Raw genomic sequence first — 13,040 nt, forward strand, 5'->3', positions numbered from 1 at the left:
TCAGGACGTCCGGAAACCGCCGTTGCTGTGCAGCAACTGCCCGGTGATCCAGGACCCGGCGTCGGAGAACAGGAAACGCACCAGCTCGGCAGTGTCCAAGCCCGTGCCGAGCCGGCCCGCGGGTGTCGCCCGCACCAGGGCTGCCCGTTGTTCCTCATCCATCCAGCCGTTGTCGATGGGCCCGGGGTTGATGACATTGGAGCGGACACCCCGATCGGCGAGCTCGAGGGCGGCGGCGATGACCAGACGGTCCAAGGCGCCCTTGCTAGCGCCATAGGGCAGGTTGCCCGCAGTGTGGTCGCTCGTCAACGCGACGATCCTGCCACCGACTCCTCCCTCTGACGGCCCGGTGGAGGGAAGTTGTCCGGCGAAGGCCTTGATCAGCAACCACGAGGCGCGGGCGTTGACCGCGAAATGCCGGTCCCAGCTCTCGATGTCGGTGGTCAGGATCGAACTGTCCACCGATTCGCAGTGTGCCAATACCAGACCATCCACCGTGCGCCCCGCCGGCCCGGAGCCCATCAGCTGGCCCGGAAACACCGGTTCGCCCAGATCGCCGGGCGCGAGAATGACCTGCGCCCCGTACTCGCGGCAGGCATCGGCGATGGCATGTGGATCGTCCTCGCCGCGTTCCAGGTCGATGCGCTCGTCGTAGGGCTGCCAATGATTCAGGATCAGGTCCCAGCCGTCCCGGGCCAGGCCCAGCGCTATGCCGGAGGCGATCGACCGGCGGCGTCCGACGCCGGTGACCAGTGCCAGGTGCTTCTGCTGTGAAGGTGACATGGCACCGAGGCTAGCGATACGGCGTCGTACCGGGAACCCATGCACGGACTAGCGTTCGGGCACCAGGGTCCTGGAGTACTGGACCTGGCCCAGGGCGTTGATGAGTTTGACCGTGAACTCGGAGCCATCCCCGGCCACCTTGACGTGCCCGAAGTACTGGTGTTCACCCGAACGCGGTGAGCCCAGAGGAGGTCCTGCCTGCTGGAAGTCGACCTGGGGGCCGAAGGTCAGGTCCAGGGCGTTGGGTCCGAAGGATCCCGCGTTGATCGGCCCGGCGACGAACTCCCAGAAGGGGTTGAAATCGCGGAAGGCCGCGCGTTCGGGGGAGTAGTGGTGGGCCGCGCAGTAGTGCACGTCGCCGGTGAGGAAGACGACGTTCCTGATGCGGTGCCTTTTGATGGCCGAGAGCAGGCGGGCGAGTTCGAGTTCGCGTCCCAGCGGGGCACCGTGATCGGCGTTGGAGATCGATTCCTGGCCCTTGCCGTCCAGGACGACCAGCCCCAGTGGCAGGTCGTTGCCGATGACCTTCCACGTGGCCGGGGAACGGCGCAGCGAGCGGATGAGCCACTGCAACTGCTCCTCGCCAAGAATGCTGGTTGCCTGCGATTCCAGCCCGGAGGTGTTCGGGCTCCTGTGCGAGCGCATGTCCAGGGCGAACAGATCCAGGTGGGGTCCGCGTTCGATGTGACGGTAGATGCGGGTGGGTTCGAATCCCGTTCCCGGTCGCAGGGCCCGCCGATCGGCGATGGGCATGTATTCCTGCCAGGCACGCCGGGAGCGTGCGGCCAGGGTGTCGACCTGGCGAACGGCATAACGCGGATCATCAATGATTTCACCGGGGTACCAGTTGTTCATCGTCTCGTGGTCATCCCACTGGGCTACCACCGGGACCTCTGCATACATGGCCCGCAGGTTCTCATCCATCATGTTGTAGCGGTGGCGACCCCGGTATTCGTTCAGCGTCTCGGCCACCTTGGAGACCTCCTCGGTGACGACGTTGCGCCAGATCCGGCCATCGGGCTCCTTCATCTCCGCTTCCAGGGGACCATCCGCGTAGATGGTGTCTCCCGAATGCAGGAAGAAATCGGGTCCGGTGGCGTGCATGGCCGCGTAACCGCGCATTCCCCCGATGTCCTCGTTGATGCCGTAGCCCTGCCCGGCGGTGTCCGCTGTCCAGACGAAGCTCTGCGATGAGGAGTCATGGCCGTGCCGGTGGCCGTGTGCAGGGGCCGTGGTGAAGGAACCGCGGCCGGTTTCGCTGCGGCGGCCGTGGTCGTCCTCGAAATACAGTTCGACGGCGAAGCGCATGCCCGCGGGCAGCCTGCGCGCGTGCAACTTGGCGGTGAAATCGGTGCTCGCCCGGGCCTGCGAACCCGACAGGTGGAACGTTCGTGCATGGCGTCCGCGGAGCGCCTCGCCATCCTGACCGGCGGCGCGGAGCACCGCGTGCAGACGGCCCGGCCCCGAGGCGCGGGACCATAAGACGGCAGAGTTCGTCGAGACGTCTCCGGTGGAGATGCCGGAGGGCAGAGTCAGGCGTCGGGCCGACAAAGCGATGGCTGACGCAGGGTTCATGGCGGAAGCGGGGGGAACGATCAGCGAGGCGGCGGCAAAAGTCGAAGCGGAAGCCGCGCCTTTGAGCAGTGAACGGCGCGAGGCGCCGGGCCGGAAGGAATCCATATCCACGAGCCAACCTCAGGCAGAAGACCAGCACCTTTCCACACGATGAACGGCAGCAGAAACCCCTGGTGGCAGGATGGTTCCATGGCCACTGAAGAACCGACAGCCGAAACCAATCCCGCGCTCGCCGCCTGGGAATCCGTCCTCGCCTACGCACCTCGCTATCTGGAGCATCTGCGCTCCTTCGATCGGCAACCCGGCTACCAGGTCGCCGTCGCCGTCGACGGGACGGTCATCGGGACCATCGCCGGCGGCTACGCCGATGTCGCCGCCGGTACCGAGATGACGGACGCCCACCAGTTCCGCATCGCCTCGCATTCGAAGATGTTCACGGCCACCGCCATCCTTCAGCTGGTCGAAGCAGGGTCCCTGACACTTGAAGACGCGGTCGCCGACCACCTGCCCGAATTGGCCGGAACGGAAACGGGGAAGGTCACCGTAGGGGAGCTGCTCTCCCACTCCTCCGGGTTGACCCGCGACGGCACCGATTCGGACTTCTGGGTCCTGTCCCGGCCCTTCCCCGGACGAGGGGTACTCCTCGAAACCGCCGCCAACGGTCGGGTCATCGGACGCCACACCCACTTCAAATACACCAACATCGGCTATGGCCTGCTGGGACTGATCATCGAGGCCGCCAGCGGGCAGGACTACCGCGGGTACGTCCGGGAGAAGCTGATTGATCCGTTGGCGCTGCACGATACCGGGCCGGATCTGGATGAGGGGGCCACCAAACTGGCGACCGGCTACGGGGCGCTGGCCGTGATGGGTGAGCCCTATACCCTCGAGCATCGATGCACGATCGACCATGTGGATACCGGGGCACTGAGTGCTGCGACCGGTTTCTACTCCACCGCCGGCGACGTCGTTCGATTCCTCACGGCCCATCTGCCGCAGCGCCCGGGGCAGCAGGCCGCAGGGTCTCCGGTTTCCGAACACTCCAAACGCCGTATGCAACGCGCGCTCGAACAATCGGGGGTGCCCGGCAGGGACTACGGGTTGGGGATGATCCTGCAAGAAGTCCATGGGCAGGAAACCTTCGGCCATAGTGGCGGCTACCCGGGACATATCAGCCGCAGCTGGGCGTTGCCGAAAACAGGTGTGGCCCTCAGCGTGCTGACCAACGCCATCGACGGACCAGCCACGACCTGGGGTGAGCAGCTCATCGGACTGGCATCCCTGGCAGCCGCAGAAATCCCGTCCTCGTACGCCGATGTCCCGGTGGAACAGCTGAACCGGTTCACCGGGCGGTTCGCGGGACTCTGGGGCGTCCAGGACATCGTCGAGCTCGGTGGCAAGCTGTATTGCCTGTCCCTCGGTGCATCCCCTGACCCGGCGCTGACCGAACCACTGGAGTATGTGGATGCCCGGACCCTGCGTACGCGCGACCCCAACGGCTTCGGCGGGTACGGGGAGGACTTCGTTTTTGAATTCGATGCCGCCGGGGCGGTCGCCATCCGCGGCCCCGGGGGGATGAAACTGGTCCGTCAAACCGATTTTCGTGTTCCGTCGCGGGTCGTTAACCCCGCCAGCTGACCCGGCCAGACCGCAGCCGTCGTCGGATGCAGGGCTGGATATAACACGCGCCGCTGAACACTCCCTGTGAGTCGGGTCACCATGCTCTATTGTCTAAGTGAGTCCAAGACCCGTGAAGACGGGCCGCACCATCAGCGAACGGGGTAGAGAACTTGCGACATCACATCAGGGCGGCCCGTACCGGGCGCCGTCGAACAGGGCTGGTGGTCGCGGCGTTCCTGGCCGTGGCCTCGCTTTTATTCGGTGCGACGGGAGCGGCAGCCGATACGTCGGCATCCGGTTCCGGTAATTCGGCCGTCGAAGGCAAGACCTTCGTCATCGGCACGGACACCACGTTCGCGCCCTTTGAATTCCGCGGTGCCGACGGCGAACTGACCGGCATCGATATGGACATTGTCCGCGCGGTGGCCGAGGACCAGGGCTTCAAGGTCGAGATCCGTTCGCTCGGGTTCAACGCGGCACTGCAGGCGTTGACCTCCAACCAGGTTGATGGCGTCATTGCCGGCATGTCCATCACCGATGAGCGCAAGGAGGTCTACGACTTCTCGGAGCCCTACTTCGAATCCGGCGTCCAGATGGCCGTTGCCAAGAGCAATGACGACATCACCGGCTATGAGGATCTCAAGGGCAAGACCGTCACCGCGAAGACCGGCGCCGAAGGCGAGACCTACGCCAAGTCCATTGCCAAGAAATACGGCTTCAAGGTCAAATCGCTGGACCAGTCGGCGAGCATGTACGAACTGGTGAAGTCCGGAAACGCCGTCGCCGTGTTCGATGACTACCCCGTGCTGGCCTACGGTATCGCCCAAAACAACGGGCTGAAAACGGTCACCGACAAGGTGCCGGGCGGCTCTTATGGCTTCGCCGTGAACAAGGGAAAGAACGCCGACCTGTTGGCTGCCTTCAACGACGGACTAGCCAAACTCAAGGCCGACGGGGAATACGACAAGATCCTCGACGAGTACCTCGGGGATCCCACGGCGGCCCAGCCCACGACCTTCTGGGAACTGCTGGAAAGTTCGTTGCCGGCACTGCTTAAAGGTCTGAAGAACACGATGGTCGTCACCGGGATCTCCTTCGTGGTCGCCATGATCATCGGCCTGGCCGCAGGATTCATGAAGATCGCGCGGAACATCATCGTGCGCGGGATCTCCACCACGTTCGTGAACGTCTTCCGCGGCACCCCACTGCTGCTCTGGGCCTTCATGTTCTACTTCGGCATCCCCCAATTGACGGGTCTACCCATCAATATCTGGGTCGCCGCCGTCCTGACCTTGTCGCTGAACTCGGGAGCCTACGTCGCGGAAATCGTGCGCGGCGGCATCCAATCGGTGGACCCGGGCCAAATGGAGGCCAGCAGGTCTCTGGGCCTGGGCTACGGAAAGTCCATGCAGAAGGTCGTTGTTCCGCAGGCGTTCAAGATGATGACCCCATCGCTGATCAACCAGCTGATCATCATGCTCAAGGACTCGTCCCTGCTGCTGGCCATCGGCTTCGCCGAACTGCTGTACCAGGGCCAGCAAATCTACGCGGCGAACTTCCGCGTCACCGAGACGCTGCTGATCGTCGGCGTCATTTACTTCGTCGCGGTCATGCTGCTGACGAAGCTGGCCAACTTCGCTGACAGGAGGTTCAACAAATGAGTGCGTCGACAACGGACACGGACCGCAAGCTGATGATCGAGGTGCGTGGGCTGCGCAAATCGTTCGGTTCCAACGAGGTCCTGCAGGGGATCGACGCCGAGGTGGCTGAAGGGGAAGTCGTCTGCGTGATCGGCCCTTCGGGCTCGGGCAAGTCGACGTTCCTGCGGTGCCTGAACAAGCTCGAGGACATTTCCGGGGGCACGGTGGTGGTTGACGGGTTCGACCTCACCGACCCGAAGGTGGACATCAACGACGTCCGCCGCCATATCGGCATGGTGTTTCAACACTTCAACCTCTTCCCGCATATGACCGTGGCGGAGAACGTGATGCTGGCTCCGGTTGAGTTGAAGAAGGCGTCCAAGGCAGAGGGGCGCGCGAAGGCGATGGAATTGTTGACCCGGGTCGGGTTGGCCGAGAAGGCCAATGCCCGGCCAGCCGCACTCTCGGGAGGGCAGAAGCAGCGTGTGGCCATCGCCCGGGCGCTGGCCATGAACCCGGGGATCATGCTCTTTGACGAGGCCACCAGTGCCCTGGACCCGGAAATGGTGGGTGAGGTCCTGCAAGTGATCCGGGATCTGGCCAATTCGGGGATGACCCTGGTTCTGGTCACCCACGAGATGGGCTTCGCCCGTGAAGTGGGGGACCGGGTGATCTTCATGGCCGACGGCGTCGCCTGTGAGGAAGGGACGCCCGAGCAGCTCTTCAACAACCCGCAGCAGGAACGCACCAAGGAGTTCCTCTCCAAGGTCCTCTGACCCCGGAAGGGGAACGCCGTACGACGGCGGTGGACCGGCTTGGCGATGGCCGTTTCACCGCCGCTGCTGTTTCCTGGGGTCCTGGCTCCTTGTCCGGGGACGCTCTACGTGCCTACGGTGAAGATGGACGTTTCCGGAGCCGCAATCCGGGAACGGCAAGGCGGCATCCGCCGCCCTGCAGGTAACCAGCGAAGGAGCGAGTCATGAGTTCCGCAACGCCAGAACGAGACCCCAACATGGAGCCGAGCCTCGGATCCGAGTTCGTGCCGGACCCGGAAGAGGCCACCGGTGATCCGCTGGAACCGGTACCCACCGATGGTCGGGGAGGACAGCCCGCGGAAGGGTCATCGGACGACGTCGCCATGATGGAAGAGGGCGACCCGTTGCGCGAACCCACCTACACCGAAGAGGAAGACCTGCCGTTCGTCGATGAAGAAGTCGACGTCCTGGAAGACCAGGGTGAGCTCTCGGACCCGGAGGCCGACCGACTGGCCAATGCCTCCATTGACGAGGAGGAAGACGAGGTGCTGGGCCGTGCGTTGGCCGAGGATGCCGGCGATGACCTGACTGCTGACATCAAGGAGGATCTGGGCGACGTCGAATAGCTTCCTTGGACCGTCCAAGACACTGCCCGGACCCCCAAGGTCTCCACCAGGGGGTCCGGGCAGTGTCGCGTGAACCCGGTGCCTACCGGGCCAACCAGGCGACGGCCAGGACGATGAGTGCCCCGGCCGGCATGAACAACGCTGGCAGCACGGCCGCGAGTCTGGAGTGGCGTTCGGGCGCCGATGATGGTTGCAGCGGATCCACCAGTGAATCCGGGCTATCGGTCAGCGCCCGGCGGAGCTGCCAGACGGTCGCCAGGGCGATCGTCGCAGCGGCTGCGCCGAGCACCCACCCCGGTTCCAGGGCCACGACGGTCGGTGTTCCACGTCGGGGGTCGAAGAAGCCTGCCAGGGCCGCCGCGCCGGTGGCCAGAACGAAGACCAGCGCAAAGACCCACAGGTGCCGCACGGCATAATTGAAGTAGTACGGCAACCCGAGCATGAGGGTCATCGGGACGAGGAAGAGGCTCAGTTGTGGCCCCGAGAAGTCGAGGGTGGAACCGCCGAAGACCGCAGAAGCAGCGGGACCCAGAACAAAGATTGCCATGAGGGACACCACGGGGGCCATGACGGCTGAACTGGACCACACGACGCCTTGAACAGTGGGCAGCTCCAGATCGTCGGCGTAGGAACGAGGGTCCCCAAAGTCAGTGAAGGCGGGATGACCGGAATCGGCGATGTGCTCGCGCACCACGGCCACCGCATCGCCGATGGCATCGCTGCGTACCTCGCGCAGGCGGAGGGTCAAGATGAAGTCGTTGATCCAGGACTTGTCGGTCTGCAGGGGGCTCATGATCTGCCTTTCGTGATCGGTTGACGCGGAGACGTGGTGTTCGCTGCTTCGCGTGGTCGTGGCGTTCATAGCTCCGAGACGAGGACGGCCAAGGCCATCAGCGGGATCAGCAGGTGTGGAATCAGCCGGATGAGTCGTTGAACGCGCCCCACGGGGGCAGGTGGCGGGGTCGTGGGATCGATGATTGGTTCAGGGCCGGTGCGCCACGCGTTGACTGCGGCCCAGCCGCTGGCCGCCAGGATGGCGGCCCCTGACCCGAGCGCAAGCCACCACGGTTCCCACGCGGCGATGGCCTGGAAGCCGCGCTCCGGGGCCAGTAGCCCCGCGCTGGTGCCGGCGAGGATCGCCAGGACGGCCCCGGTACTCAAGATCCAGGGATGACGCAGGCCGTAGGTGAAGTAGTACGGCAAGGTCAGCAGCAGCGCGCCAGGAATGGCGAACAGGAACAGCTGCGGCAGCGACATCTCCATGCTGGCATTCCGCAGGAGGGTGGAAATGGCTGGTGCGAAGGCGATGAGCCCGACCAGGGACACCGCGGTTCCCAGAACCGGAGGATCGGTCCAACGGGCGGTCGGCACGGTGGGTAAGTCCAGCTGTTTCGCGTAGTCATCGGCTGTGCCGAAGGCTTCGTCGGCGCCCTGTCCGGAATCTGCAATATGTTCGCGGACCACGGCCACGGCATCGCCGATGGCATCTCCGCGCACGCGGCGCAGGCGCAAGGCGAAGATGAAGGCTTCGATCCAGGACTCGTCGGTTTGCGTGGAGCTCATGGCCCGGTCCGCCTTTCAGTAGTGTTTGACAGGGGGAGGTCGGTACCGGGTGGTCCTGGGCTCAGGAAGTCGCAGGTCACTGCCGCGAATTCCTGCCAGCGCCGACGATGGCGTTCGAGCTCGGCCCGCCCCGCGGTAGTCAGGGAGAAGTACTTGCGACCCGGGCCCGAGGTTCCGGCCCGCCATTCGGTCTCCACCCAGCCGGCGCCTTCGTACCGCGTCAGCAGCGGGTACAGGGTCCCGCCCTTGACCACACCCAGACCTGCTTGCTCCAGTTCGGCGATGATCGCATAGCCGTAGGACGGCCCGGTTTCCAGGGCCCGCAACGTGCACAGCCCCAGGAGTGCACGCATCCAGTCAGTGGGCCAGGGGGGTCCTGGCGTCCCGTCGTCGTGCGTTCCTGGGTGGGCGGACATAAGTAGATTGTCTGTCTAACTAGTAAGTGTGTCAATCTTTCGTAGGTTGAACCTCATCAATTGACGGATAGGTGATCTGCCCCATATCCTGAACGAACGGTCAGTAATTCGAAACTTGTCACAGTGAGGTGAGCCCCTTGGCTGCACAGAACGACCCGAAAGGGCCCCTGTCCGCGGTGCTGACGCCCGAGGAAGAGGCGGCGCAGGAGCATTTTGACGCGGTGATCGCCGACGACTCGCGCATCGAGCCGCGCGACTGGATGCCGGAGGGCTACCGCAAGACCCTCACGCGGCAGATTTCCCAGCACGCCCACTCCGAGATCATCGGCATGCAGCCCGAGGCCAACTGGATCACCCGCGCACCGAGCCTGAAGCGCAAATCCATCCTCATGGCGAAGGTCCAGGACGAGGCAGGCCACGGGCTCTACCTCTATTCGGCCGCCGAGACCCTGGGCACTCCCCGTGACGTGCTCACCGAGCAGCTGATCTCCGGCAAGGCCAAGTACTCCTCGATCTTCAACTACCCGGCCCGCTCCTGGGCGGATATGGGTGCCATCGGCTGGCTGGTCGACGGAGCCGCCATCGTGAACCAGGTTCCGTTGTGCCGTGCCTCCTACGGGCCGTACGGCCGGGCCATGGTCCGGGTCTGCAAAGAGGAATCCTTCCACCAGCGCCAGGGCTTCGAGATCCTCATGGAACTCGCTGCCGGCACCGATTCGCAGAAGCAGATGGCACAGGACGCCATCAACCGCTTCTACGAACCCTCGCTGATGATGTTCGGTCCGCCGGACGGGGATTCGCCGAACTCACAGCAGACGATGAAATGGAAGATCAAGCGCTTCACCAACGACGATCTGCGCCAGCGTTTCGTGGGCATGATCGCCGAGCAGGTCAAGGTCCTGGGGCTGACCCTGCCCGATCCCGAACTGTGTTTCGACGAAGAAACCGGCAAATGGATGCATAAGGACCTGAACTGGGCCGAGTTCAAGGCAGTGATCGCCGGGGCCGGGCCGTGCAACGCCCAGCGCCTGCAGCGCCGCCGCGACGCCCACCACGAAGGCGCCTGGGTCCGCGAGGCCGCCGCAGTATATGCCGAGAAGATGCAACAGGAAGCAGAGGTGGCCTAGGTGGCCCAGGAAAAGAACCAGCACGACGCCGGTACCCCCGCCACACGCGAATGGCCTCTGTGGGAGGTCTTCGTCCGCTCCGCCCGTGGTCTGTCGCATGTGCACGCCGGATCGCTGCACGCACCGGATTCCGAAATGGCTGTGCGCAATGCCCGGGACCTGTACACCCGCCGCAATGAGGGTGTCTCGCTCTGGGTGGTGGCCTCCACGGATATCATCGCCTCCGACCCGGATTCCAAGGGCCAGTTCTTCGAGTCCCCTCAGGGTAAGGACTACCGGCACGCCACGTACTACAAGAAGAGCGAAGGCGTGAAGCACCTGTGAGCGCCACCGAGACCACCGAGAGCTACGGCGACTCCACCGCCTCGGCCACCCGCATCACCCCCGGAAACGCCCTGCGTCCGGAGGATATTCAGCTCCAGAAGGGGGCGCCGAGCGAAGCGGTGGCACAGTACGCCCTGCGTCTAGGCGATGACGCCCTGATACTGGCCCAACGTCTGTCGAACTGGATTTCGCGCGGCCCGGAAATCGAAGAAGACATCGCCTTGGGCAATATCGCCCTGGACCAGCTCGGCCATGCCCGGTCGTTCCTGTCTTATGCCGGGTTGGCCTGGGGCCAGAGCGAAGACGATCTGGCCTACTGGCGCGAGGAGGAGGAATTCCGCTCGCTGCACCTGTTTGAGCAGCCCAATGGCGACTTCGGCGTCACCATCATGCGCCAATTGATGATCTCGATCTACCAGCACCTGCTCTACACCGAGCTACTGGATTCCTCCGACGAAACCATCGCGGCGATCTGCGCCAAGGCGGTCAAGGAGGTCGACTACCACCGTGACCATGCCATGATGTGGACGCGCCGGCTGGGCATCGGTACCGAGGAATCGGCCCGCCGGATGCGCCATGCCCTCGAGGTCCTCTGGCCCTACGTGGGCGAACTCTTCGAAGACGAGGACCTGTACGACGAACTGGGCGACGCCGGGGTATGGCCCTCAAGCCTGCGCGAACGGTGGGACGAAGAGTTCGCCGCCATTCTTGAGTCGGCAGGCCTCGAGGTCCCCACCGGTCCGTTCGCGCTGTGCCGCGGCCGCCACGGCGAGCACTCCGAACATTTGGGACACCTGTTGGCGGAAATGCAGGTCCTGGCGCGCAAGCACCCCGGCGCCAGCTGGTAAGGAGCAAGCCATGAGCACGAGCACGACAACCCTGCGGGCCATCGCCGCGCAGGTTTGTGATCCCGAGATCCCCGTGTTGACCATCGAGGACCTGGGGATCCTGCGCGATGTCCAACTCGACGAGGACGGCGGTGTTCGAGTGGTCATCACCCCGACCTATTCGGGGTGCCCAGCCATGGACGCCATCCGCGAGGACCTGCAGACGGCGTTCCACGCCGAGGGCTACGGCGACGTCACCGTCGATCTGGTGCTCTCCCCGGCATGGACCACCGACTGGATGAGCGAATCCGGCAAGGCCAAGCTCGAGGAATACGGGATCGCCCCGCCGACAGGAACCGGTCACCGCGGCCCGGTCACCCTCGGCATGGCCGTGAAATGCCCGCTGTGCCACAGCCTGAATACCAAAGAACTCTCCCGCTTCGGGTCCACCTCCTGCAAGGCGCTCTACCAGTGCCGGGAGTGCCTGGAACCCTTCGACTACTTCAAGGTGCTTTCATGACTGCAACGACCCCCCTGCCCGAGGCCGACGACACCGAAGCGGCAGACGGTTCCGAAACCGGAACCACGTCCCGCCGTCGGGCTGCCTTCCATACCCTCGAGGTGAGCGAGGTCCGCCGGTTGACGGCTGCGGCCATCGAGGTGACCTTCGCCGTGCCGGAGGATCTGATGGGGGAGTACGACTATCTTCCCGGCCAGTACGTCGCCCTGCGCAAGGACCTGCCCGATGAAGAAGGCAACGTCTCCGAGGTCCGGCGCAGCTACTCCATCTGTGCCGAGCCGAAGCCGGGTGAAATCAAGGTGGCCATCAAACGCGATCTGGGCGGCCTCTTCTCGTCCTGGGCCAACGAATCGCTGCGGGCCGGGGACACGATGGAGGTGATGAGCCCCTCGGGTGCCTTCATCTCCAAGCACAAGATGACGGCGCTCAACGACCCGGCATCGATCGACACGACGATCAGCCACAACTTCGTCGCCGTCGCCGCCGGGTCGGGGATCACTCCGGTGATGGCCATCGCCCGGACCGTGCTGGCAGCCAACGAGCACGTCCATTTCGACCTCATCTACGCCAACCGGGCAGCCATGGATGTCATGTTCCTGGAGGAACTGGCGGATCTGAAGGACCGCTACCCCTCGCGTTTCGCCCTGCACCATGTGCTCTCGCGTGAACAGCGCATTTCCCCGCTGCTCTCCGGACGGCTCGACGCCGAAAAGCTCACCTCATTATTGGGGTCGGTCATCCGCACCAACCAGATCGACGAATGGTTCCTCTGTGGCCCGTTCGAACTGGTCCAGTTGGTCCGCGACCACCTGAGCGAGCAGGAGGTTTCGCCGGAGAAGGTGCGCTACGAACTCTTCACCACCGGCCGGCCCAACCGTCCCGAAGGCCAGATCGGTCGGGCCGTGGAAGCCGATGACTCAGGTGAGAACTACGACATCGAATTCCGGTTGGACGGACTCCAAGGCCAAGTGAAATCGCCGCTCTCCGCCCGCGAGACCATCCTCAACGCCGCCCTGCGCGTGCGTCCGGACGTCCCCTTCGCCTGTGCCGGTGGCGTCTGCGGCACCTGCCGCGCGAAACTGGTCACGGGGACGGTGGAGATGGAAGAGAACTATGCGTTGGAACCCGAAGAGATCGAAGCCGGCTACATCCTGACCTGCCAATCGCACCCGACCTCGGACGCCGTGTCCGTGAACTACGACGCCTAGGTGTATTGACCACTGAGGTTGGGTACGCGGGCAGCGGGTGGAAGTCCTCGTAGTGA

The 13,040-nt window shown here is 64.4% G+C and carries 14 protein-coding genes; 9 read left to right on the forward strand and 5 right to left on the reverse strand.

Features of this window, described 5'->3' with window-relative positions; genetic code table 11:
- Both FM101_RS07935 and FM101_RS07940 read right to left on the reverse strand, forming a co-directional pair.
- Positions 1-783, reverse strand: a complete 783-nt coding sequence (locus FM101_RS07935; RefSeq protein WP_086997969.1) for an SDR family oxidoreductase — start codon at positions 781-783, stop codon at positions 1-3.
- Between the two features lie 48 nt (positions 784-831).
- Positions 832-2,463, reverse strand: a complete 1,632-nt coding sequence (locus tag FM101_RS07940) for an alkaline phosphatase D family protein (RefSeq protein ID WP_086997972.1) — start codon at positions 2,461-2,463, stop codon at positions 832-834.
- A gap of 84 nt (positions 2,464-2,547) precedes the next feature.
- Here FM101_RS07940 and FM101_RS07945 point away from each other — a divergent pair, with 84 nt between their 5' ends.
- From FM101_RS07945 to FM101_RS07960, 4 genes are all read left to right on the forward strand, one after another.
- Positions 2,548-3,996 carry a serine hydrolase domain-containing protein gene (locus tag FM101_RS07945; protein ID WP_158225905.1) on the forward strand — a complete coding sequence of 483 codons (1,449 nt, stop codon included), beginning with the start codon at positions 2,548-2,550 and terminating at the stop codon, positions 3,994-3,996.
- A gap of 152 nt (positions 3,997-4,148) precedes the next feature.
- The gene (locus FM101_RS07950; RefSeq protein ID WP_241895314.1) at positions 4,149-5,639 is read left to right on the forward strand and encodes an amino acid ABC transporter substrate-binding protein/permease; all 1,491 of its coding nucleotides are present in this window, start codon (positions 4,149-4,151) and stop codon (positions 5,637-5,639) included.
- Positions 5,636-6,394, forward strand: a complete 759-nt coding sequence (locus tag FM101_RS07955) for an amino acid ABC transporter ATP-binding protein (RefSeq protein ID WP_086997978.1) — start codon at positions 5,636-5,638, stop codon at positions 6,392-6,394. The genes FM101_RS07950 and FM101_RS07955 overlap by 4 nt, the downstream gene beginning before the upstream one ends.
- A 203-nt stretch (positions 6,395-6,597) precedes the next feature.
- Positions 6,598-6,999, forward strand: coding sequence for a hypothetical protein (locus tag FM101_RS07960; RefSeq protein ID WP_086997980.1), 402 nt, complete (start codon positions 6,598-6,600; stop codon positions 6,997-6,999).
- Positions 7,000-7,081: 82 nt separating this feature from the next.
- Here the strand turns inward: FM101_RS07960 and FM101_RS07965 are convergent, their stop codons facing one another.
- The 3 genes from FM101_RS07965 to FM101_RS07975 form a co-directional block, all read right to left on the reverse strand.
- Positions 7,082-7,792, reverse strand: coding sequence for a hypothetical protein (locus tag FM101_RS07965; protein WP_143269249.1), 711 nt, complete (start codon positions 7,790-7,792; stop codon positions 7,082-7,084).
- Between the two features lie 65 nt (positions 7,793-7,857).
- Positions 7,858-8,562, reverse strand: coding sequence for a hypothetical protein (locus FM101_RS07970; protein ID WP_086997987.1), 705 nt, complete (start codon positions 8,560-8,562; stop codon positions 7,858-7,860).
- Complete coding sequence (locus tag FM101_RS07975) at positions 8,559-8,915, reverse strand: PadR family transcriptional regulator (protein WP_241895312.1); 357 nt, start codon at positions 8,913-8,915, stop codon at positions 8,559-8,561. The genes FM101_RS07970 and FM101_RS07975 overlap by 4 nt, the downstream gene beginning before the upstream one ends.
- A 200-nt stretch (positions 8,916-9,115) precedes the next feature.
- Here FM101_RS07975 and paaA point away from each other — a divergent pair, with 200 nt between their 5' ends.
- From paaA to paaE, 5 genes are read left to right on the forward strand one after another with little or no spacing between them, the layout of a single operon-like run.
- Positions 9,116-10,105: a 1,2-phenylacetyl-CoA epoxidase subunit PaaA gene (paaA, locus tag FM101_RS07980; protein WP_086997993.1), complete on the forward strand. Its 990-nt coding sequence runs from the start codon at positions 9,116-9,118 to the stop codon at positions 10,103-10,105.
- Positions 10,106-10,429 (forward strand): 1,2-phenylacetyl-CoA epoxidase subunit PaaB, encoded by a 324-nt coding sequence (gene paaB / locus FM101_RS07985; RefSeq protein ID WP_086997996.1) that lies wholly within the window; start codon positions 10,106-10,108, stop codon positions 10,427-10,429.
- A complete protein-coding gene (paaC, locus tag FM101_RS07990; RefSeq protein ID WP_086997999.1) occupies positions 10,426-11,277 on the forward strand; it encodes a 1,2-phenylacetyl-CoA epoxidase subunit PaaC in 852 nt (283 codons plus the stop codon). Before paaB ends, paaC begins: the two co-directional genes overlap by 4 nt.
- Before the next feature lie 10 nt (positions 11,278-11,287).
- Entirely contained in the window at positions 11,288-11,776 is a 489-nt protein-coding gene (paaD, locus tag FM101_RS07995; RefSeq protein ID WP_086998002.1) for a 1,2-phenylacetyl-CoA epoxidase subunit PaaD, read from the forward strand.
- Positions 11,773-12,984: a 1,2-phenylacetyl-CoA epoxidase subunit PaaE gene (gene paaE / locus FM101_RS08000; protein ID WP_086998005.1), complete on the forward strand. Its 1,212-nt coding sequence runs from the start codon at positions 11,773-11,775 to the stop codon at positions 12,982-12,984. The genes paaD and paaE overlap by 4 nt, the downstream gene beginning before the upstream one ends.
- Positions 12,985-13,040: the final 56 nt, after the last annotated feature.

The sequence above is a fragment of the Arthrobacter rhombi genome, assembly GCF_900163545.1.
GTDB lineage: Bacteria > Actinomycetota > Actinomycetes > Actinomycetales > Micrococcaceae > Arthrobacter_H > Arthrobacter_H rhombi_A.